Annotated in this window: 22 protein-coding genes and 1 tRNA gene; 10 read left to right on the forward strand and 13 right to left on the reverse strand. The window is 69.1% G+C overall.

Annotated features, from left to right (window positions below):
- Positions 1–92 precede the first annotated feature (92 nt).
- The 5 genes from ON31_RS24505 to ON31_RS24525 all read right to left on the reverse strand — a co-directional run bounded on the left by ON31_RS24505 (position 93) and on the right by ON31_RS24525 (position 4,510).
- Positions 93–1,067 (reverse strand): Ppx/GppA phosphatase family protein, encoded by a 975-nt coding sequence (locus ON31_RS24505; RefSeq protein ID WP_039817082.1) that lies wholly within the window; start codon positions 1,065–1,067, stop codon positions 93–95.
- A 26-nt stretch (positions 1,068–1,093) separates the two neighbouring features.
- Positions 1,094–1,633: a DUF501 domain-containing protein gene (locus ON31_RS24510; RefSeq protein WP_039817083.1), complete on the reverse strand. Its 540-nt coding sequence runs from the start codon at positions 1,631–1,633 to the stop codon at positions 1,094–1,096.
- Complete coding sequence (locus tag ON31_RS24515) at positions 1,630–2,202, reverse strand: FtsB family cell division protein (protein WP_039817084.1); 573 nt, start codon at positions 2,200–2,202, stop codon at positions 1,630–1,632. Before ON31_RS24515 ends, ON31_RS24510 begins: the two co-directional genes overlap by 4 nt.
- Positions 2,203–2,281: 79 nt before the next feature.
- Positions 2,282–3,568, reverse strand: a complete 1,287-nt coding sequence (eno, locus tag ON31_RS24520) for a phosphopyruvate hydratase (protein ID WP_039817214.1) — start codon at positions 3,566–3,568, stop codon at positions 2,282–2,284.
- Between the two features lie 180 nt (positions 3,569–3,748).
- Entirely contained in the window at positions 3,749–4,510 is a 762-nt protein-coding gene (locus tag ON31_RS24525) for a lytic transglycosylase domain-containing protein (protein ID WP_051037696.1), read from the reverse strand.
- Between the two features lie 222 nt (positions 4,511–4,732).
- On the opposite strand from ON31_RS24525, the gene ON31_RS24530 reads away from it, so the two are divergent.
- The 5 genes from ON31_RS24530 (at position 4,733) to ON31_RS24550 (ending at position 10,924) form a co-directional block, all read left to right on the forward strand.
- The gene (locus ON31_RS24530; protein WP_039817085.1) at positions 4,733–5,806 is read left to right on the forward strand and encodes a TauD/TfdA family dioxygenase; all 1,074 of its coding nucleotides are present in this window, start codon (positions 4,733–4,735) and stop codon (positions 5,804–5,806) included.
- A 30-nt stretch (positions 5,807–5,836) separates the two neighbouring features.
- Positions 5,837–6,799: an ornithine cyclodeaminase gene (locus ON31_RS24535; RefSeq protein ID WP_029931274.1), complete on the forward strand. Its 963-nt coding sequence runs from the start codon at positions 5,837–5,839 to the stop codon at positions 6,797–6,799.
- A gap of 58 nt (positions 6,800–6,857) precedes the next feature.
- Entirely contained in the window at positions 6,858–8,252 is a 1,395-nt protein-coding gene (locus tag ON31_RS24540) for a type III PLP-dependent enzyme domain-containing protein (RefSeq protein ID WP_255222240.1), read from the forward strand.
- A gap of 126 nt (positions 8,253–8,378) precedes the next feature.
- Entirely contained in the window at positions 8,379–9,530 is a 1,152-nt protein-coding gene (locus ON31_RS24545; RefSeq protein ID WP_081592698.1) for a PLP-dependent cysteine synthase family protein, read from the forward strand.
- Positions 9,527–10,924: an MATE family efflux transporter gene (locus ON31_RS24550; protein WP_039817086.1), complete on the forward strand. Its 1,398-nt coding sequence runs from the start codon at positions 9,527–9,529 to the stop codon at positions 10,922–10,924. The genes ON31_RS24545 and ON31_RS24550 overlap by 4 nt, the downstream gene beginning before the upstream one ends.
- Before the next feature lie 16 nt (positions 10,925–10,940).
- Here ON31_RS24550 and ON31_RS38165 read toward each other — a convergent pair whose 3' ends face one another.
- Complete coding sequence (locus tag ON31_RS38165; protein ID WP_255222241.1) at positions 10,941–11,066, reverse strand: hypothetical protein; 126 nt, start codon at positions 11,064–11,066, stop codon at positions 10,941–10,943.
- Between ON31_RS38165 and ON31_RS24555 the strand changes: the two genes are divergently transcribed.
- The gene (locus ON31_RS24555) at positions 11,059–12,012 is read left to right on the forward strand and encodes a phosphodiesterase (RefSeq protein ID WP_169335038.1); all 954 of its coding nucleotides are present in this window, start codon (positions 11,059–11,061) and stop codon (positions 12,010–12,012) included. The two genes, ON31_RS38165 and ON31_RS24555, sit on opposite strands and share 8 nt — an antisense overlap.
- A 7-nt stretch (positions 12,013–12,019) precedes the next feature.
- Here ON31_RS24555 and ON31_RS24560 read toward each other — a convergent pair whose 3' ends face one another.
- Positions 12,020–13,474 (reverse strand): stealth family protein, encoded by a 1,455-nt coding sequence (locus tag ON31_RS24560; protein ID WP_039817088.1) that lies wholly within the window; start codon positions 13,472–13,474, stop codon positions 12,020–12,022.
- 512 nt (positions 13,475–13,986) lie between these two features.
- Between ON31_RS24560 and ON31_RS24565 the strand changes: the two genes are divergently transcribed.
- The 3 genes from ON31_RS24565 to ON31_RS24575 all read left to right on the forward strand — a co-directional run bounded on the left by ON31_RS24565 (position 13,987) and on the right by ON31_RS24575 (position 15,464).
- The gene (locus ON31_RS24565) at positions 13,987–14,463 is read left to right on the forward strand and encodes a pyridoxamine 5'-phosphate oxidase family protein (RefSeq protein WP_051037728.1); all 477 of its coding nucleotides are present in this window, start codon (positions 13,987–13,989) and stop codon (positions 14,461–14,463) included.
- Positions 14,464–14,595: 132 nt separating this feature from the next.
- Positions 14,596–15,171, forward strand: a complete 576-nt coding sequence (locus ON31_RS24570; RefSeq protein ID WP_039817089.1) for a TerD family protein — start codon at positions 14,596–14,598, stop codon at positions 15,169–15,171.
- On the forward strand, positions 15,168–15,464 hold the full coding sequence (locus ON31_RS24575) for an MTH1187 family thiamine-binding protein (RefSeq protein ID WP_039817090.1): 297 nt from the start codon (positions 15,168–15,170) through the stop codon (positions 15,462–15,464). Before ON31_RS24570 ends, ON31_RS24575 begins: the two co-directional genes overlap by 4 nt.
- A gap of 66 nt (positions 15,465–15,530) precedes the next feature.
- On the opposite strand, the gene ON31_RS24580 is transcribed toward ON31_RS24575, so the two are convergent.
- The 6 genes from ON31_RS24580 to ON31_RS24605 form a co-directional block, all read right to left on the reverse strand.
- Positions 15,531–16,352, reverse strand: coding sequence for a DUF5602 domain-containing protein (locus tag ON31_RS24580; RefSeq protein ID WP_039817091.1), 822 nt, complete (start codon positions 16,350–16,352; stop codon positions 15,531–15,533).
- A 105-nt stretch (positions 16,353–16,457) separates the two neighbouring features.
- Positions 16,458–17,090: a sensor domain-containing protein gene (locus ON31_RS24585; RefSeq protein WP_157533767.1), complete on the reverse strand. Its 633-nt coding sequence runs from the start codon at positions 17,088–17,090 to the stop codon at positions 16,458–16,460.
- 196 nt (positions 17,091–17,286) lie between these two features.
- On the reverse strand, positions 17,287–18,018 hold the full coding sequence (locus tag ON31_RS24590; protein ID WP_370450335.1) for a nucleoside triphosphate pyrophosphohydrolase: 732 nt from the start codon (positions 18,016–18,018) through the stop codon (positions 17,287–17,289).
- Complete coding sequence (gene mfd, locus ON31_RS24595; protein WP_039817093.1) at positions 18,015–21,632, reverse strand: transcription-repair coupling factor; 3,618 nt, start codon at positions 21,630–21,632, stop codon at positions 18,015–18,017. The genes ON31_RS24590 and mfd overlap by 4 nt, the downstream gene beginning before the upstream one ends.
- 407 nt (positions 21,633–22,039) lie before the next feature.
- Entirely contained in the window at positions 22,040–22,651 is a 612-nt protein-coding gene (locus tag ON31_RS24600; protein WP_039817094.1) for a TetR family transcriptional regulator, read from the reverse strand.
- A 216-nt stretch (positions 22,652–22,867) separates the two neighbouring features.
- Positions 22,868–23,482: a TetR/AcrR family transcriptional regulator gene (locus ON31_RS24605; protein WP_029931260.1), complete on the reverse strand. Its 615-nt coding sequence runs from the start codon at positions 23,480–23,482 to the stop codon at positions 22,868–22,870.
- A gap of 364 nt (positions 23,483–23,846) precedes the next feature.
- On the opposite strand from ON31_RS24605, the gene ON31_RS24610 reads away from it, so the two are divergent.
- Positions 23,847–23,917, forward strand: a tRNA-Gln gene (locus tag ON31_RS24610).
- Position 23,918: the final 1 nt, after the last annotated feature.

The raw sequence follows: 23,918 nt of genomic DNA on the forward strand, positions 1-23,918 counted from the left end.
TTGAACAGCAACATCGGGGACGCACTCCCGTCACCGCTTGTTCAACCGCACAAACGGGCCGTGACCTGGGTTGTCGCGGCCATAGACCGATCCTATCGCCGGGGTGCGACCGACAGCGCGATGCCGTCCAGGATGTCGTGCTCGCTGACGATCAGCGCGTCGATTCCGGCGCGGCGCGCCAGCTCGTCCGCCAGCACCTCGGTGATCACCGCACCACCGCCGATGACGTCCACCCGGCCCGGATGCATGGGGCCCAGTGCCGCTCGCTCGTCGTGCGTCATCCCGATCAGCCGATCGCAGACGGCCCGCACCTGCGGCAGCGTCAGGCGCGTGAGATGCACCTTCTCCGAATCGTATTCGGGCAGGTCGAGGGCGACGGCCGCCAGCGTGGTCATGGTCCCGGCCACCCCGACCCAGGTGCGGGCGCGCTCCACCGGCACCACGCCGAACGCCTGCGCCAGCCGTTCGGAGGCGAAGAACCGCCCGGACGCCACCTCCTCCGGCGTCGGCGGGTCGCCGCGCAGGCAGCGTTCGGTGATCCGCACACAACCGATATCGGCCGAATAGGCCGACTGCACACCGGAACTGTCGCCCAGGACCACTTCGGTGGATCCGCCGCCGAGGTCGACCACCACGAAAGGCCCGTCGGCACTGGACAATTCGCCAACAGCCCCGGCGAAGGACAGCCGCGCCTCCTCGTCCCCGGTGATCACCTCGGCCTGCGCACCCGGCACCACGCGCCCGAGCTCCGCGCGGGTCATGGCGAAGAAGTCCTCGCGGTTGCTCGCATCGCGGGTGGCGGAGGTGGCGACCATGCGCACCCGCGACACCCCGGCGTCGAGCATGAGGTCCACGTAGTCGTGCAGGGCGGCGCGGGTGCGCTCGATGGCCTCGGGGTGCAGCGAGCCGGTCGCGTCCACGCCCTGCCCGAGCCGCACGATGCGCATCTCCCGGTGCACATCGGTCAGATGCGGCGTCGCCGACGCCTCCCCGGCCGGGGCGACATCGGCGATCAGTAGTCGGATGGAATTGGTGCCGCAGTCGACGGCGGCGATCCGGTCGGTCATGAGCTACTCCTCGAATACTCCTCCGGCTACTCCGCGGCGGCCGAATCGGTCCCGTACGCTTCGTATTTCGGCCAGTCCGCGGGAATCGCGGTGCCGCGCAGGCCGTGGTCGGCGGCCAGCGCCACCGCTTCGTCGCCGAGCGGATTCACCCCCGGCCCCTTGGCCAGCGAGTGCGCGATCAGCACGTGCAGGCACTTCACCCGATCGGGCATGCCGCCACCGGCGAAATCGGTGCCCAGCGATTCGATGGCGTCGCGTTCGGCGAGATAGCCCTCGTAGGCCGCGCGGTAGGCGGCGGCCAGTTCGGTGTCACGTCCCAGCCGCTCGGTCATCTCGCGCATCAGACCGGTGGTCTCCAACCGGCTGGCCTCGGCGGTGAGCCGCGGATCGGTCAGATAGAACAGCGTGGGGAACGGCGTGCCGTCGGGCAGCTTGGGCGCGGTCTTCACGACGGCGGGCACACCGTCGGGAGTGCGGTAGGCGATGGCGAGCACCCCGCGCGGGGCGCGCCCCAGCTGCTCGGCGACGATCTCGAGATCCCGGTCGGTGGGCTCTTCGTACGTCACCCGGGTGCTCCTTCCTGCGTGGGTGTGGGCTGCGGCTCGGAGATACTGCGCCACAGCTCGGTGTACCAGGGGTCGGGTTCCCGCGGCTTGCTGGTCGGGCTCGGCACCGCCGGTTGTTCGATACCGGGCACCTGCACGATGTAGGGGGTTTCGCCGGGCATCACCAGCCGCAGCCGGTCTCGTGCCTCGGCCCGGGTGTAGGCCGGATCCTGTTGCTGCGCACGGCGATCGCGCAGCTCCGCCACCTCGGCCTCCAGCTGTGCCCGCTCGGCGGCGAGCTGCTGGGCCTCGGCGCGCTGGCTGAAATAGGTGCGCAGCGGCACCGCGAGGGTGAGGGCCAGAGCGGCGACCACCGCGGCCAGCAGCACCGCCCGCCCGGTGGACAGGCCGAGGATCTTGTGTTCGGACCGTGCGGGTTTCGCGGATTTGGCGGCGCGCCGGGCGGCGGCCCGCGCTCCGGCGGTGGTGCGGCCCTTGCCGCTGGCCGCCGGCCGCGATCTGGCGGATCGCGACGAGCGGCGGTCCCCGCGTCCGGCCGGACTGGTACCGCGCGCTCGCCGCTCCGTCATCTCACACCTCGAAACTCAGCCGATTCGACACCCGGGGGCCGTGCGACCCCCGGGCTACCGATTTCCCGAGCCCGATTATTCAGCCTTCGAACGCGAAACGCGGGAAGGCGACGTCACCGGCGTAGCGCGCCGAGTCGCCCAGGGCGTCCTCGATGCGCAGCAGCTGGTTGTACTTGGCCACGCGCTCCGAGCGGGCCGGCGCGCCGGTCTTGATCTGACCGGAGCCGACGGCCACGGCCAGATCGGCGATGGTGGTGTCCTCGGTCTCACCGGACCGGTGGCTCATCATGGTCTTGTAGCCGTTGCGGTGCGCCAGGTCCACGGCGTCCAGGGTCTCGGTCAGGGTGCCGATCTGGTTGACCTTCACCAGCAGCGCGTTGGCGGCGCCCTTGGCGATGCCCTCCTCCAAGCGCTCCGGGTTGGTGACGAACAGGTCGTCGCCGACCAACTGCACCTTGTCGCCGATGACGTCGGTCAGCGCGACCCAGCCGTCCCAGTCGTCCTCGGACAGCGGGTCCTCGATGGAGACGATCGGGTAGGCCGACAGCAGTTCGCTGTAGAACTCGTTCATCTGGGCGGCGCTGCGCACGCTGCCCTCGAACTTGTATCCCTCACCGGCGGTGTAGAACTCGGTGGCGGCCACGTCCAAGGCCAGCGCCACATCGGTGCCGAGCTTGTAGCCCGCCTTCTCGATGGCGGAGGCGATGAGGTCCAGCGCGGCGCGGGTGCCCGCGACGTCGGGGGCGAAACCGCCCTCGTCGCCCAGACCGGTGGACAGGCCCTGTGACTTCAGCACCGACTTGAGCGAGTGGTAGACCTCCGCACCCCAGCGCAGCGACTCCTTGAAGGTCGGCGCGCCGATCGGGGCGATCATGAATTCCTGCACGTCCACGCCGGTGTCGGCGTGCGCGCCACCGTTGACGATGTTCATCATGGGCACCGGCAGCACGTGGGCGTTGGGGCCGCCGACGTAGCGGAACAGCTCCAGGCCGGAGGATTCGGCGGCGGCGCGGGCCACCGCCAGCGACACGCCCAGCAGGGCGTTCGCGCCCAGGCGCGACTTGTCGGGGGTGCCGTCCAGGTCCAGCAGGGTCTGATCGACGGTGCGCTGCTCGACCGCGTCCAGGCCGATCACGGCCGGGGCGATCTCGTCCAGCACGCCCTCGACGGCCTTCTGCACGCCCTTGCCCTGGTAGCGGTCTCCGCCGTCGCGGAGCTCGACGGCCTCGTGCTCGCCGGTCGACGCGCCGGACGGCACCGCCGCCCGGGTGAGGGTGCCGTCGTCGAGAGCGATCTCGACCTCGACGGTGGGGTTACCACGAGAATCCAGGATCTCGCGAGCTCCGACCTGTTCGATGATGGCCACGAAACGACACTCCTTCGGCTGCTTGCTCGGCAGGTCGCACGGCATTCCCGTGCGGTGCCGAGCCTAACGCAAGGATGCTCGGCCGCTCGCCCGGCCAGCCCGTCCGCGCGACCGGCGCAAGCGGACCGCGGCCGGTGACCGGTGGTTTCCGCCGGACGCGGTCGGCCCGGCGGACCGCGCTCAGGCTCTGCGCCCCACGCTGTAGGCCGCCGCGCGGTCGCGCACGGTGTGCATGTAGACGTTGGACTGGTTGTAGGTGAGCAGCGCCCGCTGCCAGCCCTCGGGGCCGGTGAGGTCGCCGCCGCTGGCGCACAGGTAGCGGGCGGCGGTCAGGGCCGCGTCGTCGATGCTGTCCGGATCGGCGATGCCGTCGCCGTTGGCGTCCACGCCCCAGCGTTGCCAGGTCTCCGGGATGAACTGCATCGGGCCGAGGGCGCGGTCGTAGACGGTGTCACCGTCGAGCCTGCCGCCGTCGGTGTCCTCGATGCGCGCGACGCCTGGCGAACCGTCCAGGGGGATCCCGCGAATCGGCGGCGACACGGTGCCGTCCGCGGCGACGTCGGCGCCGCGGTGGGTGCCGTGCCGACTCTCGACGCTCGCGATGCCCGCGATGGTGGTCCAGGCGATGCCGCAGTCCGGCCGGGCGCGCGCCATGACGGCGGCGGCGTAGCCGTAGGCCTCCAGCGACACCACCGGAATGCCCAGGGCGTCGGACCGCTCCTCGGCCCAGCCGCGCAGCTGCGCCGCGGTGCGGCCGGGCGCGTCGATGTCGATGACGGGCAGCGGCGCACCCGGACCGGGCGGGATACCCTCCGGAATGGGCGTGAGATCCACTGCCCCGCAACCGGTTAGCAGCACGAGGGCACACGCCGTGCCCAGCAGGCCGGCGCGGGAGATGACGGCGCCAGCGCCGGCCTTCACGAAACGCACGTTATTCATCATCCAGACGAAGCGGCGCGTCGGCCACGATGCGCCGACGCGCCCGTGCCGAATCGGCCGAATCCGGGGTGCTGGCAATCTTTCAGCACTACCCTTCCATGCCAACCCGCTATTTCTCTGCGACACGCCGGACGCGAAACACAGGCTAGCCTAACCTCAGTAAGCCGTGTACTTTTCACCATCGAACGTCCGCGCACCAACGATGCGAAGAAGGGACAACCCTCGGTGAAAAGCGTTCTCTTCGAACGTAACTCGCTTCACCCCGCCGAACTCGAACGACGCGTGCTGCCCGCGGCGGCGTCACGGTCCATCCGCGACCTCGCCCATGAGATCGCCGTCACACTCGGACACGATCCGGCGATATCCACCACCCTCGCACATACGACGCTGATCCACACGATCGATTCCCGCTACCGGGAACTGCCCGACGCCGTACACGAGGCCATGCGCGCACCCGCCACCGCGGCGGGTGTCACCATCATCGGTGACCTGCCCGTGGCCGACGCCGAACTCGGCCCCACCCCCATCGACTGGCGGCAGGCGGCGGCCTGGGCGGGCGATCCCGTCCGCTGCGCCGCCTCCTTCGAACTCGACATCGCCATGCTGCTGCTGGCGCGCTGTGCCGGTGAGCCGTTCGGCTGGCAGGGCCAGCAGGCGGGACGGCTGGTCAATAACATCGTGCCCAGTCCGGGCCACGAGCAGGAGCAGACCGGGGCCAGCAGCACCACCCTGCTCGCCCCGCACACCGAGGACGCCTTCCACCCGGAGCGCGCGAACCTGCTCATGCTCGGCTGCCTGCGCAACCCGGACAGGGTCGGCACCACGGTGTCGTCGGTGCGGCGGGTGCGGCTGGAGTCCTGGCAGCGGGCACGACTGGAGCGGGCGCTGCTGCCCATCCATCCGGATCTGTCCTACGGCAGCGAATTTCCCGCCAGCCCCGCGCCCGCCGTGGCCACTCTGGGCAGTGACGCGGACGCGCTCACCCTGCGCTTCGATCCCGCCTACACCCCGCTCGACGAGGCGGACGCCGAATTCCGGGCCGCCTACGATCATTTGGCGCTGGAGCTCGAAAGGGTGTGCATCACCGCGGCTTTGACCCCGGGAGAACTGCTGCTGGTGGACAATGACGTTGTGGTGCACGGCCGGGTGCCGTTCAAACCCCGGTACGACGGCACCGACCGCTGGCTCAAGCGGGTGAACATCCGACTGCCCGGGCGGCGTCGCGCCGAGGCCGAGAGCACCGAGAACGGGTACGGCCAGCGCACGGTGTCGCCGTTCCGCAACGACCCGAGGAATTAGCAGGTGAATACCCGATCCACCCCGCTGCGAGTGCTCAGCCGCAGCGATCTGGCCGATGTCCCGATCAGTCCGGGCGAGGTGGTGCGCGCCGTCGAAGACGCGTACCTCGCCTTCGCGGAGGGGAATTCGGATAACCCGCGCAAGCTCAGCGTGGCGCATCCGGACGGCTGGTCGGTGGCCTACGCCATGCTCGGCCGCGACGGTCGCCGCCGCGTGGTCGCCATGAAGACGTCCTACAAGTTCGATCCGCACCACGATCGCAGCACCAAGCGGTACTACACCACCATCACGCTCTACGACGACGCCACCGGGCTGCCCATCGCCATGATGGACTGCGCCCGGGTCGGCGCGCTGCGCACACCCGCGGTCTCGGCGCTGCTGGTGCGCGAGACCGTCCGGCCGGGTGCGCGCAGCGTGCTGCTGATCGGCACCGGCACCCAGGGCCGCAACGCCCTGCCCCATCTGCTGGCCGCCAATCCACAGCTCGACCGGCTCATGCTCTACGGCACCCATCCCGAGGGACTCGAGGCCGTCCAGCGCGAGCTGCTGCGCCACCAGCCGCGCGCGGAACTGGAGATCGTCTCCGACCCGCGGGCGGCCGCCCGGGACGCCGACGTCGTGCTGGCCACCGCCGGGCCGGGCACCAAGGTCGCGGTGGAGGCCGATGATCTCGCGCCCGGCGCGGTGGCGGTGCTGGTCGGTTACGGGCTGGCCCCCTCCACGCTCGGCCGGGCCGATCGCGTGATCGCCACCAATGCCGAGCAGATGGCCCTGACCGGCACCGATATGGCCGATGCCGACGGCCGACTACGTCCGGTCGACGCGGAGCTACCCCAGATCCTCAGCCGCCGCGCGACCGGACGACTATCCGACGACCAACGCATCTTCGTCTACAACAGCGGTCTCGTGCTCACCGATATCGCGGTGGCGCACGCACTGGCGACGCTCGCGATCGCCGAGGGGCGCGGCACGGAGGTGCCGTTGTGGGACTGACCGGGTGCGACAGCGAAAGGGGAGAACGCTGACGGACTTCACGAAAACCCTGACCGCGGTGGCGGATACCCACGGTGCCGACTCGCACACCACCGACCCGCACACCGACAACGATGGCATCACTCGCGATGACATCACCGCCGCACCGTTGCCCGCCCACCGCGACCCGTGGGAGCGCAGGCTGCTGGCTCACCCGAACCTGTTGCGCGAGATGGCGACCGAGATCGGCGGTCCCTTCCACGTCCTGTATCCGGCCCGCGTCGGGCACAATATCCGCGCCTTCCGTCAGGCGTTCGCCACCGCCGGTGTGGTGGGAACGATCTACTACGGCAAGAAGGCCAACAAGGCCGACTGCGTGGTCGCCGAGTGCGCGGCGCACGATGCGGGCGTGGATGTTTCGAGCACCGCCGAACTGCACGCCGCCCTGGCCGGAGGAGTCGACGGCGGGGACCTCATGGTCACCGGACCGGCCAAATCCGATGAGCTGCTGCGGCTGGCGGTGCGTGCGCGCGCCGTCATCGCCATCGACGCGCTCTCCGAACTCGATCGCCTGACCGCGCTCGGCGGTCCGGCGCGGGTGCTGTTGCGCGCGCTGCCCCCAGGCTCCGCCAGCCGCTTCGGCCTGCGCGGCGATCAACTCGACCTCGCCGTGGCGCAGACCGACCCGCAGACGATTCGGCTGGAGGGCTTCAGTTTCCATCTCAGCGGCTACGACTACCGGCCCCGCGCGGAACTGGCGGCGGCACTGCTCGAGCGCTGCCGGGAGGCTCGGGGCTGGGGGCACCCGATCACGACCATCTCGATCGGCGGCGGCTTCGGTGTCGACTACGTACCCGAGGCGGCGTGGACGGCCTTCCGGACCCGGCTGAGTCCGCACTGGTTCCACGGTGATTGGGAACCGAAAGACCTCTACCCCTACCACTTCCCGCAGCCCGGACCGCGCATGCTGACCCGGGTGCTGGAACACGACGGCTTGGCGCAGCGGCTGCGCCGCGAGGGCATCGGACTGGCGGTCGAGCCCGGTCGCGCGCTGCTGGATCGCGCCGGGAGTACGGTTTTCGGCGTGCAGGGCGTGAAAGACCTGTTCGCCCACGGGCATTCGTACCTGATGCTGACCGCGAACGGCACCAGCCTCAGTTTGTCCGAGCAGTGGTTCGGCAGCGAATTCCTGCCCGACCCGGTGCTGTGGCCGCCGGGACCGGGCACGGTGACGCCGACGGCGGTGGGCGGCGCGTCCTGCCTCGAGGACGACATGATCAGCAGGCGGCGCATTCCGCTGCCGCGCGCCGCCCGCAGCGGCGATCTGCTGGTCTACCCCAATACCGCCGGTTATCAAATGGACTCCAACGAGTCCGCCTTCCACGATCTCGCCATTCCACCGAAGGTCGTTCTCCGGGACATTCCGGGCGATTCCTACGAATGGTCGGTGGAATCCCGAATTACCGAACGGTAGCCGAAACTCGGGCCGCGGTGGTGCTGACAACTCCACCACCAACGCTTAGGCTTACCTAGCGTTTCAGGCCGCTCGGCCGCACTCGAATCCATCCATGCCCTACCCGATCCTGAGGAGAATCCCGCGATGTCGGTTGTCACCCGTGTGACAGACCTGATCGGACACACCCCGCTGTTCGAACTGGCCGCCACTGACACCGGCACCAGGCTGTATCTGAAACTGGAGAATCTCAATCCCACCGGCGCGGCGAAGATTCGCATGGCCCGCGCCATGGTGGACGATGCCGAACACCGCGGCCTGCTCTCCCCCGGCGGCCACATCATCGAGTCGACCTCCGGAAATACCGGACTCGGCCTGGCGGTTGTAGCGGCTGAGCGTGGGTATCGCTTTACCGCGGTGGTGGACCACCACGCCTGTAGGGACAAGTTGCGCGCGATGAAAGCCATGGGTGCCGAACTGGTGTTCGTAGCGGAGGAAGGCGATGACAGCCTTTCCACCTCGGCACGTGAGGAACTCGCCGAGAAAATGGCCCGCGAGGAATGCGAGGCCGCGCTCGACGCCGGAACAGCGCCGAATGCGTACTTCACCGAACAGCACAACAACGACGCCAATGCGCTCGGTTACTACGCGCTGGCCGACGAGTTGCTCGATGAACTCGGGCGGGTGGATGTGTTGATTTCCGCCGTCGGCACCGGAGGCTCCATGTTCGGCACCGCGCGCCGTCTGCGTGAGCGCGGAATCGAACCGCTGCTCTACGGGGTGGAGCCGGTCGGCTCCATCGCCTTCGGCGGACCGGCCGGTCCCTACTGGCAGTCCGGCACCGGCACCCCGGAGGGAGCCGATCCGGGCAAGATCGTCGCCGAGGACCTGGGCCTGCTGAAGGAGGGCGTCAAGGTCTCCGATGTGGAGGCGTTCGCCACCGCGCGGGTCCTGGCCGCCAAGCTCGGCCTCATGATCGGCGGCTCCGCGGGCGGCTCGGTATTCGCGGCCCTGCGGCGACTCGACGACTTCCCGGCCGGGTCGACCGTGGTCACCATTGTCTGCGACGGTGGCGAGAAGTATCTCGACACCGTGTTCGACGACGAGTGGATGAGTGACCGCGACCTCTTGGACGCCGAGACCGAACGCGCCGTCGCCGCGCTGCTCGACCGGCTCCCGTCCGCGGCCCGCCGCGACACCGCGTCGGCGGCCGACGCGGCCCGCACCCCGCGCGCGACCCACACCATCCTGCTGCCCGCCGACGAGCGCGAGCCGGTGTCCGGAGTCGCGGCCAAATGAGCTCCGCCACCAGGCAATCCGACGGACGACGGCTCACCGCGCTGGCGACGCCGATCGCACTGACCCAACTGGCCCAGGTGGCGGTGTCCACCACCAATATCGCGCTCATGGGCACGCTCGGGGTGCGGCAGGTGGCGGCGGGCGGGCTGGCGCTGGTGCTGTTCAACCAGATCCGCACCATGTGCGTCGGGCTGATCACCGGCACCGGCAATCAGGTCGCCATCGCGGTGAGCCGCGCCGAGAAACGCGGCGTGAGCGCGGAGCGCGAGGTGCGCGAGGTGGTGCGGTCGAGCTTCCTCATCGCGACCCTGGCCGGCATCCTCGGCGGCGCGCTGCTGATCGGGCTCGGCTGGAGCCTGCAATGGCTGGGTCAGGACGCCTCGGTGCTGGAGGCGGCGCGGCCCATGATGGTGGCGCTGGCCCCGGGCCTGCTGCCCTGCCTGTGGTTTCAGGTGCTGCGGCAGTACACCGTCGGCATGCAGCGGCCCCAGGCGCTGCTGCTGGTGACGCTCGGCTCGGTGGCGCTCAATCTCGTGCTGGCCCTGGGCCTCATGTACGGATGGCTCGGCCTGCCCGCGCTCGGGCTGACCGGGATCGGCGTGGCCACCTCACTGGTCTTCCTCATCACCTTCGGCGTGTTCTGGGCCATGGTGCGCCGCGACCCGAAACTCGGTCCGACGCTGCCGATTCGGATGTGGCCCGTGCGCATGCGAACGGTGCGCGACGAGTTGAAGCTGGGCACGCCCATCGCGCTCACCTACGGCTCCGAGGCAGGCATGTTCTCGGTGCTGGCGCTGGTCATGGGCACGCTGGGGGCGGCCGCGCTGGCCGCGCACAATGTCGTCTACCAGATCGTCTACATCGTCTTCCAGGTCGCCATCGGCCTCTCGCACGGCTCGTCCATCCTGGTGAGCACGGCGGTGGCGCGCGACGAGTACCCGCACGCGCGCTCGGTGGCGTGGCTGGCACTGCGCTACGCGGCCATTGTCGCCGCGGTCACCGGCGTGGCCTACGTCCTCGTCCCGGACTGGGTGCTGAAACCCTTCCTCGGCGACGCCAACGGCGAAACCATCGCGCTGGCGCACACCCTGCTGTTGATCGCCATCGTGCTCCAGTTCTTCGACGCGGCCCAGAACATCGGCGTGGGGCTGCTGCGCGGCCTGAAGGACACCAAGGCGGGGTTCCGGCTGTCGCTGATCGGCTACTGGGCTGTGGGATTGCCCACGGCGCTGCTGCTCGCCTACCCGCTGCACCTGGAGGCGGCGGGCGTCTGGTGGGGCCTGGCCGCCGGACTCGCCACCACCGCTGTGCTGATGCTGCGCCGCTACTTCGCGCTACTGGACGCGCGTGAGCAGGAGCATCCCCGGGTGCTGGCCAATAGCCTCGGTGGTTGAAGCCGACACGTAAATCTCATCTTTCCGCAAGCATGCCGTCACTGGGCACGGGCAGGCTGGAAGAAACGGCTTCGCTATCCTGGCCGACGGAATCGGCAAGCAGGGCGAAGACGAAACCGCCGGGGAGGATGTCCGTGTACATCACCAGAGTCGCCGAGTACCCGAGACCCGATCACGTGCTGTTCCATTTCAGCGATACGCACCTGATCGCCGCCGACACCGCGCTCTACGGCACGGTGGACGCCGAGCGACGCCTATCCCAACTGCTGGCGCAGGCCGAGGCCAGCGGCATCACCCCGACCGCCATCGTGTTCACCGGCGACCTCACCGACCACGGTGAGCCGGGGGCGTACACCAAACTGCGCAACCTGGTGGAACCCTTCGCCGAGCGGGTCGGCGCGCCGCTGGTGTGGGTGGCGGGCAATCACGACGACCGCACCGCACTGCGCGAGAACCTGTTGGACGAGCCGGGTTCCACCGCGCCGTACGACCGGGTGCACATGTTCGACGGGTTGCGTGTCGTGGTGCTGGACACCACGGTGCCCGGCCACCACTACGGCGAGATCACCCCGGCCCAGCTGGAATGGCTGCGCACCGTGCTCTCCGAACCCGCGCCGTTCGGGACCGTGCTGGCCATGCACCATCCGCCGGTGCCGTGCGTGATCGACCTGGCCGTGACGGTGGAGCTGCGTGATCAGCGCCGCCTCGCCGACGTGCTGGACGGCACCGACGTGCGCGCCATCCTGGCCGGGCACCTGCACTTCTCCACCAGCGCCACCTTCGCCGGGATTCCGGTGTCGGTGGCGTCGGCGACCTGCTACAGCCAGGACCTGGCGGTGGCCCAGGGCGGCATCCGCGGGCGCGACGGCGCGCAGGCGTTCAACTACGTGCACATCTACCCGGACACCGTGGTGCACTCGGTGGTGCCGATCGGGTCGGGGCCGACGGTCGGGGAACCGGCCACCCCGGAGCAGGCGGCGCGCAAGCTGGCGGACGCGGGCATCGTCATCCCGCCGGCCGCCGGGATTCCGCACGTCGTGCAGCGACCGGCCACCACGCCCGAAAACGACGGCGAATCGGTCAGCTGAAAGCGGTTCAGGCGGCGCCTGATTCGAACAGCGCTCCGCCCACCGTCGCCGGCTTCTCCCACGGAGCGGGCTCCGGGTAGTAGGTCTCCAGGAATTCCGAGACCGCCCGCACCCGCTCCGCCTCCGGCACCTCCGGGAAACTGCCGTCGTTGAGGCAGAAGAAGTCCACATTGCGCCGTGCGGCCAGCCCGTCCAGCAGCGCGAGCCCGGTGTAGAGGGTGGTGTCGACGTAGCGCACCTCGGCGCGCTCCTGCGGCACCGCCCGGCCGGTGAACAGGGCGTAGTAGTGGTAGAGCGAATTGGTCACCGAGATATCCGTGGCGGCCCGGAACCGGCTGGTGCGGGTGCGGGCGAAATCCGCCGCGAACTCCCGCTCCATCTCGTGGAGCACGCTGCGCCGCAAGGGAACCGGCGTGTGCTCCAGATGCCGGGTGATGACATGGCCGAACCGCTGCCGCAGCAGTGCCCGGTTCACCCGCGCGGCGTTCTCGAATCCGCTGCGGCGCTCGTTGTTCGAGCCCGGCCCGATCCGGGTGTCCGCCTCGATGAAGCGGCTCACCCCGGCCGGGGTGAAGAACATGGACGGGCGCACCGGGCGAGCGAAGAACATATCGTCGTTGGAGTACAGGAAGTGCTCGCTCAGACCCTCGATGTGCTGCAACTGGCATTCCACCGCATGGGAATTGAAGATCGGCAGGCCGCTGCGGTCCGAGAAGTGGTCCACGGCACGGACAATGGTGACCTTCGGGTCCTCGACGAGCCACTCCGGCACCGCGGAGTCGGTGGCGATGAAGATGCGCCGGATCCACGGCGCGTTCTTGTACACCGCGCGCAGCGCGTAACGCAGCTCGTCGATCTGGCGGATGCGCGCATCGGCCTCATCCCCCTCACCGACCACGACCTGCGCCATCATGCCCGCGCGCCGCGCCCGGAACTCCGGATCGGAACCGTCCACCCACGAGAACACGATGTCGATGTCGAAACCCACGTCGGTGGCGTTGGGCATGAACATTCCGGCCAGCGTCGGCCAGCTCAGCTCGTAGAGCAGCACCGTGGACTGCTCCACATCGGCCAGGTCGAAGACGGTGCGGGTCAGGGCGTTCGGCCGTGGGCACTCCACGGTATCGCCGTGGTACTCCCACAGTTCGAGTTCCACATGGTGCGCCGGATCCAGGTCCCGGCCCAGCCGGAACACATTGCGCTGCCGCTCATTGCACGAGAAGCCAGCCACCATCGCCGCGCCCAGCACCCGGCGCAGCGCCGCTCGGTGCGCGGCGTCCACCGCCAACACCAAGCGGTGATCGCAGTCGCGCACCAGCAGGAACGGCAGATCCGCCGCCATCAGCTCCGCCCGCAGATATCGCAGATCGTCCACCACCGCCGTCGACACCGCCAAATTCGCGGCGGTCGACCGCGCCACCATCTCCACCGTCTCCGGCTGCCCCGCACCCATATCCACCATCACCGTTCTCCGCTCTGTCGCGCCTATCACCTCACGCCTGGACACATGCGCCGACGCGACCCGCCCGCAGTCCGGGGGCGAGTCGCGAAATCCTCTGGGCGCATTCAGAAGAACGGAGCCGTGAGTATGGTGCGCGGATACAGACGCTGCCGATGCGGGTGGAATCCCATGTCGCACTCACCTCACTCACTCATGCGACGCGCCCGACGCGCGTCTGTTGGATGCTGCTGCGTTCGTCGACGCCGGATGCGGCGGACGATCTTCACCGGGCGGTCATCGGCCGGTTATTCGCGCGACCCCGATTGGACGAGGAACTGTTACGAATGATGAACCTCCGAAGTCGGTTCGTCAATCGAATCGGTGCCGAGGTCCGGAAGGGTTTTCACATCCGTAACCGGCGGCAGGTGAGCAGTTCGTGATCATCGGACCCCAGCCGGGCGGCGTCACAACGCCTTACACTGCAAGTAGCGCAGTCCAGCCCGCTGCGTCGACACGATCGTGAGGTGACGAAGATGGTTACGCGTGCCCAGCAGCGTCAGGAGCCCTCGACAGACCATCCGCGGTTGGACACGCTTCCGGAGTGGCCGGTCGACACCATCGCGGTGCTCGTGACCACCGACGGCGGCCCGCACGCCATTCCGGTCTCGTGGCCGGTCCGCGCGGGCGACCACCGCATTCTGCTGAGCCTGAAATTCGATCGCGGCTCGCTGGCCCGGCTGCGGGAGCGCCCCGAGGTGGCGCTGCTGATCCTCGGCGGCGGCGATGTGGCGCTGTGCGCGCGCGGCAACGCGCGAGTGGTCGCCGATCCCATGCCCACCGCGCGCGACTATGTGGCGGTGGCCATCGAGGTGGAGGCCATCGACGATCACCGGCAGTCGGCGTTCACGGTCGCGGCCGGTATCCAGCGCACCGTGCTCGACCCCGGCGAACTGCGCTATCTGGAAGAACGCGTGGCCGCGCTGCGCGAACTCGCCGCCGGACTCGACTGACCGCGCGCGGCGACGGGGCTGATCACCGGCGGTCCGAGCCGCCATTCCAGAAATGAACTGGCACAACAGGTCACCATTTCGACCATAATCGGGTGGGGATGCGGTACGAAGGGCACCGCGGGGAAGGAGATCATGAGCGTCAGCCTGGCCAAGGGCGGAAATGTTTCGCTGTCCAAGCAGGCCCCCAATCTGACCAAGGTGCAGGTCGGCCTCGGCTGGGACGTGCGCACCACCACCGGTGCGGACTACGACCTGGACGCGAGCGCACTGGCCTGCGGATCGAATATGCGGGTGCTGTCGGACGCGCATTTCATCTTCTACAACAACCTGCGCTCGCCGGAGGGGACCATCGAGCACACCGGTGACAATCTCACCGGTGAGGGCGACGGCGACGACGAGGTGATCAATGTCGACCTGGCCGCCATGCCGCCGACGATCACCAACGTCTTCTTCCCGGTGTCCATTCACGACGCCGAGGCGCGGCGGCAGTCCTTCGGGCAGATCCGCAATGCCTACATCCGGGTGGTGGACGCGGCGACCGGTTCGGAGCTGGCCCGCTTCGACCTGACCGAGGACGCCTCCACCGAGACCGCCATGGTGTTCGGTGAGCTGTACCGGCACGGGGCGGAGTGGAAGTTCCGGGCCATCGGCCAGGGGTACGCGTCCGGCCTCGCGGGCATCGCCCGCGACTACGGCGTCAACGTATGATCGTCGCCTTCTCGGTGACACCGCTCGGGGTCGGCGCGGACGTGGGACGCGCCGTCGCCGAGGCGGTTCGGGTGGTGCGCGCCAGCGGCCTGCCCAATGAGACCAATGCCATGTTCACCACCGTCGAGGGGGAATGGGACGAGGTGATGGCGGTGGTCAAGCAGGCCACCGATGCCGTGCTGGCGGTCGCGCCGCGGTGCAGCCTGGTGGTCAAGGCCGATGTGCGGCCGGGGGTGACGGGGGCCATGACGGCGAAGGTCGAAACGGTGGAGCGCTACCTCGCCGAGGAGTGACCGGCGTGGGGTGCGGAATGTATCTGGTCAGCGGCCGACCTCGGCGCCGATGCGCCGGGCCGGTCGTCAGGATGCGGTGCGCTCGGTGAGGCCGGTGAGGACGATCGAGTACTCCCGGCTGGCGGCGTCGTAGCGCACGGCGTAGCCGGTGGCGTAGTGGCCCGATTTCCGCACCGCCTCAGGCTGTTTCAGCTCTGCGGCGAAATCGGGTTCGGTGAGCAACCAGTCCCGGGTGACCATGGGTTCGGCGAACAGGTATTCGCCGTCCCAGGTGCCCGCGAGCACGGCCTGGGTGAACTCGTAGGTCTGCGGGTGGAACGGCGTGGCCGAATCCACCCAGCGCAGGCCCGCGCCGGGCACCGTCTCGGTGGCCGGGTCGCCCGCCGGAACATAGTCGCGCGGCAGGTATTCGGCCGCCGGGAAGCGGGCCGCCTTGGTGGCGAACTCCGCGTCCGCGGGGTCGATCGCCGCCACGGCCGCCGGCTCACGCAGATAGAACCGCACGTCGAAATGCGGTTCGTCGAAGATGCCGACCGGCGGATGGCCGTGCGCCAACCAGTCGACGGCGATGTGGTCGTAGGCGGTCGCCCCGGCCTGCGAAGGCAGTTCGTACACTTCGGCTTTCGGGAAGGGCGCGCGGCCCGCCAGCGCGTCGCCGTACGCGTCGCGGTCCGGCAGGCCGGCCAAGGCCGCTGCGGTGAAACGCAATCCGAGCTCGATCGGATCGCCGTCGGATCCGACGACCACATAGGTCCGCGCCGTGCCGTCGCCGAGGGAGCGCTCCGGACCGTAGAAGGTGCCGCCCGCGGCGTCGCCGTCCCCGGAGCACCCCGCGAGCCCCAGAATGCCCAGCAGTACGACAGCCATGGCGAATCGTCGCGAACGCATGGCGTTCAGGGTACGGAGGGCGGGCGCCGGACACAGCCCCGGCGATCCCCTATTTCCCACCCCCGAACAGGGCGAATCGCGCAAATCGCGCAGCGGGGAACATGCTCAGCGGCGGCCGACCTCCGTCGCGATGCGGTCCGCGATCACCTGTGCCGCACGGGCATTGCCGACCGAACAGGTACTGGCCTCGATCACGGTATTGCCCGTGGCGCGCGCGAGGTTGTCGCAGATCCAGTCATTGCCCTGCTCGGTGGTGGTCCAGCCGACCGCGACCTGCCCCTCGGGAACGGAGCGCGTGGTGTCGGCGACCCGCCAGGTCAGCGAATCCTGCCCGGAGGCCGCGACGGTGACGTTTCGATCCCGGCAGTCGGCGATGACCGCGCGGTACCGGTCGACGAGCGCCTCCGCGCCGAGGAAGTTCCGGAACGTCACCACGGTCTGATAGACGAAATGCGTGTACCGGTCCCCCGGCTGCCGGAACACCCTGGTGCGCAAGGCCGTCCAGTCACCGCCGTACACGCTGTCGTGCCCGGTGTACACCAGTGCCGCGCACCGCGCGGGGCTGATGGTCTCACTGGGCGTGGCGGTACTCGCCGCCTCGTACGACTGCGTCAGCCCGCTGGTGTCCACGATCGACTCGATCTCCGAGATCGACAGCAACACCTCCCCCACCTGCTCTGCCCCCAGCCGCGGCATGCTCGCCACCGCCGGATCGGGCTCGGCCCTACCCCCCACCACCTGTCCGCACCCGGTCACCAAGAACAGCACGGCTACCGCCGCCGCAATCCCACGGCCCCGCATGCCGCCTCCCTAGAACCGACATCCCGAACCTTCGGGGTTGCCCGCTACCGTTCCCACGAAACCTACCGCGCCACCCCGTCCACCGGAACCGGCGAAAATGCGGCTCGGCGGCGTCGGCGGTGGCCTGGGCGGGTCAGGCTCGGGGCCAGTAGCGGAGCCAGTCGTCCGCGGTGAGTGGGGAGCGCGTGCCGCGTGCCGCTTCGGCGCGGTCCTCGGCGGTGCGGATGGCGGTGGCGAAGGTGAGGGTGGCCTTGCGGAGGCGTTCCTCTGCGCTGTCGCCCCGGTCGAGGGTGACGGTGCGGAGGTCGTCGGGGACGAGGTGGTCCGGCAGGCCCGCTGTGCGGCTGCGGGAGAGCACCTTCTCGGCCAGGGCCAGGGCGGGCTGGGCCATGGCTATGCCGTCCAGGCAGGAGCGGCGGGACTTCTCGGTGGATTTGCGTTCCTCCCAGGCGCGTTCCTGGGCGGCGATCTTCTGCTCCAGGGTGGCGTCGGGGCCGATCGAGTCGTCGAGCAGATGCGGGCTGCGGTGGGTGAGCTTGTCCACCAGGGTGGCGGCCACGTCGGCCACGGTGAACTCGCCTGCGGCTTCGGCGATTCGGGAGTGGAAAAGGACCTGGAGCAGCAGGTCGCCCAGTTCCTCCCGAATGGTCGGCGCGTCGGCCTGCTGAATGGCGTCGAGCAGTTCGTAGGTCTCCTCGAGCAGATACGGGCGCAGCGAGTCGTGGGTCTGGGTCACCTCCCAGCCGCCGAAGTTCCACAGCCGGTCCATGACATCGACCGCCTCGGCCAGCGCTTCGGTCATGCGGGCGGTATCGGCCGCCTGCCCGGTGCCGGCTACCGTGCGCCCGTTCGCATCCCCGCTCATCGGGCCGCACTCACCTCGGTCTCCACGGTGAGATCGACCGCGCCCTGGGCCTTTCCGTCCAGGGCCAGCAGCAGATCGGCCACCCACTGGAGCAGCTGCACATCGCGAATGCGATGTGCGCCGACACTGTCCTCCACGCGCGGCAGCGGCAGCTGAACGATCCCGGTGGCGGCACGGTAGCTGGCATTGGGGTAGATGCGCTTGAGCCGCAACTGTTTCGAGTCCGGCAGTTGCAGCGGCGCGATCTTCAACGTGGTGCCGGTGACGCCGATCTCGGTGACGCCGTACTCGCGGGCCAGCAGCTTCAGCTTGGCCACCGAGACCAGGCGGCCCACCTCCACCGGCAGCGGTCCATAACGGTCCACCAACTCCTCGACCACGGCCGCGATGGCCGAATCATCCTGCGCGGCGGCCAGTTTGCGGTACGCCTCCAGGCGCAGCCGGTCGGAGCCGATGTAGTCGGGCGGGATGTGCGCGTCCACGGGCAGGTCGATGCGCACCTCCTTGACCTCCTCATCCACGGTGATGGGCCGACCGTCGGCGGCGGCACGGTACGCCTCCACCGCCTCGCCCACCAACCGCACGTACAGATCGAAGCCGACCCCGGCCACATGTCCGGACTGTTCCGCGCCGAGCACATTGCCCGCGCCGCGAATCTCCAGATCCTTCATAGCGACCGCCATGCCCGCGCCCAGATCCGAGTTCTGCGAAATGGTGGCCAGCCGGTCGTAGGCGGTCTCGGTGAGCGGCTTCTCCGGCGGATACAGGAAGTAGGCGTAGCCGCGCTCGCGGCTGCGGCCCACCCGGCCGCGTAGCTGGTGCAGCTGCGACAGGCCGAGGGTGTCGGCGCGCTCCACGATCAGCGTATTGGCATTGGAGATGTCCAACCCGGTCTCGATGATGGTGGTGGACACCAGCACGTCGTACTCGCGCTCCCAGAAGCCCTGCACGGTCTTCTCCAGCACGTCCTCGTTCATCTGGCCGTGCGCCACCACCACCCGCGCCTCGGGCACCAGATCACGAATCCGCTTGGCCGCCTTGTCGATCGAGGACACCCGGTTGTGCACGTAGAACACCTGGCCGTCGCGTAGCAGCTCGCGGCGAATGGCCGCGGCCACCTGCTTGTCGTTGTACGCGCCGACATAGGTGAGGATCGGATGCCGCTCCTCGGGCGGAGTGAGGATGGTGGACATCTCGCGGATTCCGGCCAGCGACATCTCCAGGGTGCGCGGAATCGGCGTGGCCGACATGGTGAGCACGTCCACGTGCGTGCGCAGCGCCTTGATGTGCTCCTTGTGCTCGACGCCGAACCGCTGTTCCTCGTCGATGATGACCAGGCCCAGATCCTTCCACCGGACGCCGGTCTGGAGCAGCCGGTGGGTGCCGACGACGATATCCACGTCACCGGCGGCCATCCCCTCCAGGATCTCCCGCGATTCGGCCGCGTCGGTGAAGCGAGAAAGCCCCTTCACGGTGACCGGGAAGCCCGCGGTGCGCTCGACGAAGGTCTGCAGATGCTGCTGCGCCAGCAGCGTGGTGGGCACCAGCACCGCCACCTGCTTGCCGTCCTGCACCGCCTTGAAGGCGGCGCGCACCGCGATCTCGGTCTTGCCGTAGCCGACATCACCGCAGACCACACGGTCCATCGGCACCGACTTCTCCATATCCGCCTTGACCTCGGCGATGGCGGTGAGCTGATCGGCGGTCTCGGTGAAGGCGAAGGCGTCCTCCATCTCCTGCTGCCACGGCGTGTCCGGGCCGAAGGCGTGACCGGGCGCGGCCTGGCGCGCCGCGTACAGCTGCACCAGCTCGGTGGCGATCTCGCGCACCGCCTTGCGCGCCTTGCGCTTGGTGTTCGCCCAGTCGGAGCCGCCGAGTTTGGACAGCGACGGCATCTCGCCGCCGACGTAGCGGGAGAGCTGGTCGAGCGCGTCCATGGGGACGAACAGCCGGTCGCCGGGCTGGCCGCGCTTGGACGGCGCGTACTCGATCACCAGGTATTCGCGGCGGGCACCGCCGACGGTGCGTTCGATCATCTCCACGAAGCGGCCGATGCCGTGCTGATCGTGCACGACCATGTCCCCGGCCCGCAGCGCCAGCGGGTCGACCTGATTGCGGCGGCGAGCGGCGAGCTTCTTGCCCTCCTGCGGGGCGGTGACGCGGTTGCCGGTGAGGTCGGATTCCGCGACCACCACCAGCTTGGCGTCGTCGAACACGATGCCGTCGTGCAGCGAACCGCACAGCACGCCGACCAGACCGTCGACCGGCTGCGCCCCCGGCTCCAGCGCCGTGGCGGGCACCTCGGCGTCACGCAGCCGTTCCAGCACGCGCTGCGCCGTACCGTGTCCCGCGACCACGATCACCGCGCGCCCGCCGGTGGTGACGTGGGCGCGCAGCGACGCGAAGATGGTGGCGACCAGTTCCTCGGAACCGAGGGCGGCGGGGGCGGACAGCACCGGCAGCGCGATCTCGTTCGGATCGTCGGCGGCCAGCGGGCTCAATGTCCACCAGGCCAGGCCCCGCCGCTCGGCGTCGGCGTGCACCTCGTCCAGGCCGCGGTAGGCGGAGGCGGCGAGGTCGAGTCCGTGCGCGCCCAGCGGCGCGGCCCCGCCGAAGGAGGCGGCCGTCCACGACGCCTCCAGGAACTCCTGGCCGGTGCGCACCAGATCGGCCGCGCGGGTGCGGATCTTCTCCGGATCGCAGAGCAGCACCTGGGTGTGCGCCGGCAGGGCATCGGTGAGCAGCTGCAGTTCGCCCGGTTGCAGCACCGGCAGCAGCGCCTCCATCCCCTCCACGGGGATGCCCTGGGCCAGCTTGTCCAACATCTCCACCAGGGCGGCGTCGGCCGGGTTCTCGGTGGCGACCTGGGCGGCACGCTCACGAAGGTCGTTGGTGAGCAACAGTTCCCGGCAGGGCTGGGCGATCACCACCTCGGTGGGGATATCGGGCAGCGAGCGCTGGTCGGCGACCGAGAAGGCACGCAGCTCGCTCACCTCGTCGCCCCAGAACTCCACGCGCACAGGGTGATCGGCGGTGGGCGGGAAGAGGTCGAGAATGCCGCCGCGCACCGCGAACTCGCCGCGCTTGCCCACCATGTCGACCCGCTCGTAGGCGAATTCCACCAGCCGCGTGAGCAATTCGTCGAAGTCGTGCTGCGCGCCCAGGCGCAGGACGATGGGCTCGATATCGCCGAGCCCGCGCGCCATGGGCTGCATGAGCGAGCGCACGGTGGTCACCACCGCGCGCAGCGGTTCGCCGTAGAGCGTCTCGTCGGGGTGTGCCAGCCGCCGCAGCACCTGGAGCCGCCGCCCCACGGTGTCGGCGCTCGGGGACAGCCGCTCGTGCGGCAGCGTCTCCCACGACGGGAACTGCGCCACGGCGTCGCCCAGGATCTCCGCGAGCTCCACGGTGAGGTCGTCGGCCTCCCGCCCGGTGGCCGTCACCACCACCAGCGGCCGCTGCTCGGCAATGGTCGCCGCCACGAACGGCCGCACCGCCGACGGCGCGACCAGCATGGCCGACTCCCGCCCGATCAACCCCGCGACCTGCCGCAGCGCCGTATCGGCCGCAGCCGCCGCGGCCAGTCCGGCCAGAGGTGGACGGTTCGAGGACATGGGCAGACTCCTGGACGCGGATCAGCGATTCGGACGGCCAGCCGAGTCTAGTTGTTCACGCCGACACCGCACCCCGCCGCCCCACGCGGCGAGCATGCCGAACACCGACGGAGGCGACACACCACACTCATCGAGTGCGCGCCACCCCGCACGGCCCCCGAATCACCCCCACCTGCGCCGTACCCCAACTCCGCCCACCGGCGATCAACCCGCCAGGATTCACCACTCCACACCGGCAACACCCCGGGGTTTGCGGCGCGTCCCGGTTCTGGACTGACCAGAGCGGGGGAGCGAAGCGGAGGAGCGGCGGGAAGGAAGAACCGGGACTTCCAGCGCCGCAAACCCCGCCGGAGCGGAGCGGAGGCCAAAAATTACAGCACGTAGCGGCGCAGGCGGCGGGCGGCGAACTAGCGGAAGTAGGCGACCTTCTCCTCCGGGACGATGGAGGGGAGCAGGAAGTACCAGGCGCGTTCCATGCGGTTCGCCATCTGGTCGATGGAATCGGTGCTGACGGCGACGATGTGCACGCCGGTGGTCATCTCCTGCAACAGCAGGCCGATGGTCTCGGGGTCGAGGTCCGGCTTCAGGTCGCCCTGGGCGATGGCGCGTTCGGCGAGCAAACGGTGGGTCTCGCCCCAGGTCTTGGCGATATTGTCGCCGTTCGCGCCGCGGTAGTCGCCGATCTGGTGGGTCAGTTTGAGCATGGCCCCGACCATCGGATCGTTCATGGTCAGGTCCGCGACCACGTAGGTGATCCCGATGCACGCCTCCAGGGCGGGCACGCGCGGATCGAAGAAGCCCTGGCAGGCGCTGACGAGTCGCTCATTGCCCTGGTCGACCACCGCGCGCGCCAGTTCTTCCTTCGAGCCGAAGTGAAAGTACAAGGCGCCCTTGGTCACATTCGACTGCGCGATGATCTCCGACAGGCTCGCGTTCGCGTAGCCCAATCGCAGAAAGACATCGGCAGCACCCGCGAGCACGGAATCGCGAGTGATCTCCGCACGCGCTTGCCTAGCCATCAGATCCGCCTGTCATCAAACCAGCCATCCTGAAGTAGACCGACATCCCGAAGTAGACCGACATCACAGCTCGAACAGCACTCGAAGGATGGGTGAACCGTACCACCCGACTGCGCGCCGCCAGCCGATTCGAGCATTCGGCCCGTCCTCCTTCGCAATTCGCTGGTTAACTGTCCAGTTCCGCCCCCGCATAACCGACATTTCACGTGACCGTGTTCATACCCCTTTGCGGGCGGGCCATTCCGACGCCAGCTTGGGGTCCGCTTCCAAATGCGTGAGACCGTTCCAGCACAGATTCACCAGGTGCGCGGCGACCACTTCCTTGGAGGGCTGCCGTTCGTCGAGCCACCAGGTGGCCGCGGTCGCGACCATGCCGACGAGCGCCTGCGCGTACAGGGTCGCGAGGCTCGTATCGAAACCTCGCTTTTCGAAATCCCCGGCGAGTATGTGCGCCACCTGATTCACCGCCTCGTTGAGCAGGCTGGAGTAGGTGCCCTCGGCGGCGGAGGCGGGCTGGTCGCGCATGAGGATGCGGAACCCGTCGGTGCGCTCCTCCATATAGGTGAGCAACGCCAGCGCCACCTGTTCCAGCCGCACCCGCGACCGGTTCTGGGTGAGGGAGGCGGTGATCATGTCGAGCAAGGTGGACATCTCACGGTCCACCACCACCGCGTACAACCCTTCCTTACCCCCGAAATGCTCGTACACCACGGGTTTCGAGACCTGGGCCCGCTGCGCGATCTCCTCTATCGACGTCGCGTCGTAGCCCCGCTCGGCGAACAGCGCCCGCCCGATCTCGATCAACTGTTGCCGCCGCTGGGTCCCGGTCATACGCGGGCGCGACACGCGGTTCCCCTCACCCGAACCCACCGCTTCGCCTCCCTGCGATCCAACCGACTGTCCTACAACTGTTTCAGATCGTGCCGCCTCGGCGCTCATCCACCCGTGCGATTCGCTCCTTCGCGTTCGTGAAACGCAACAACTGATCTAGCATGGTTCCGGGTAACTCACCGGGAACGACCAAAACTCGGCCACGTCGTCCACCGCCGGTCCACGGCGAGGGTCGCGGAGCACCCTACGACCGGCGAACGACGCGGGGCGGCGGGGGAGAGTGGCGGGTGGCCGCGTCTTCATGCGAGGATCGTTCCCGCATGCCACGACGCACGGGCGTACCAAACGGTCCGCCGGTGTGCAATCCGCCGTAGTGTAATGGCAGCACAACTGATTTTGGTTCAGTTTGTCCAGGTTCGAGTCCTGGCGGCGGAGC

Origin of the sequence: Nocardia otitidiscaviarum NBRC 14405 (assembly GCF_000308635.1) — a bacterium.
Classification (GTDB): Bacteria; Actinomycetota; Actinomycetes; order Mycobacteriales; family Mycobacteriaceae; genus Nocardia; species Nocardia otitidiscaviarum.

Coding starts and splice junctions, on each gene's coding strand:
- ON31_RS24505 (WP_039817082.1), bottom strand. CDS start 1,067: ATGACCGACCGGATCGCCGCCGTCGACTGCGGCACCAATTCCATCCGA.
- ON31_RS24515 (WP_039817084.1), bottom strand. CDS start 2,202: ATGACGGAGCGGCGAGCGCGCGGTACCAGTCCGGCCGGACGCGGGGAC.
- ON31_RS24525 (WP_051037696.1), bottom strand. CDS start 4,510: ATGATGAATAACGTGCGTTTCGTGAAGGCCGGCGCTGGCGCCGTCATC.
- ON31_RS24545 (WP_081592698.1), top strand. CDS start 8,379: ATGTCGGTTGTCACCCGTGTGACAGACCTGATCGGACACACCCCGCTG.
- ON31_RS24550 (WP_039817086.1), top strand. CDS start 9,527: ATGAGCTCCGCCACCAGGCAATCCGACGGACGACGGCTCACCGCGCTG.
- ON31_RS38165 (WP_255222241.1), bottom strand. CDS start 11,066: ATGTACACGGACATCCTCCCCGGCGGTTTCGTCTTCGCCCTGCTTGCC.
- ON31_RS24560 (WP_039817088.1), bottom strand. CDS start 13,474: ATGGTGGATATGGGTGCGGGGCAGCCGGAGACGGTGGAGATGGTGGCG.
- ON31_RS24565 (WP_051037728.1), top strand. CDS start 13,987: ATGGTTACGCGTGCCCAGCAGCGTCAGGAGCCCTCGACAGACCATCCG.
- ON31_RS24570 (WP_039817089.1), top strand. CDS start 14,596: ATGAGCGTCAGCCTGGCCAAGGGCGGAAATGTTTCGCTGTCCAAGCAG.
- ON31_RS24575 (WP_039817090.1), top strand. CDS start 15,168: ATGATCGTCGCCTTCTCGGTGACACCGCTCGGGGTCGGCGCGGACGTG.
- ON31_RS24580 (WP_039817091.1), bottom strand. CDS start 16,352: ATGCGTTCGCGACGATTCGCCATGGCTGTCGTACTGCTGGGCATTCTG.
- ON31_RS24590 (WP_370450335.1), bottom strand. CDS start 18,018: ATGAGCGGGGATGCGAACGGGCGCACGGTAGCCGGCACCGGGCAGGCG.
- mfd (WP_039817093.1), bottom strand. CDS start 21,632: ATGTCCTCGAACCGTCCACCTCTGGCCGGACTGGCCGCGGCGGCTGCG.
- ON31_RS24600 (WP_039817094.1), bottom strand. CDS start 22,651: ATGGCTAGGCAAGCGCGTGCGGAGATCACTCGCGATTCCGTGCTCGCG.
- ON31_RS24605 (WP_029931260.1), bottom strand. CDS start 23,482: ATGACCGGGACCCAGCGGCGGCAACAGTTGATCGAGATCGGGCGGGCG.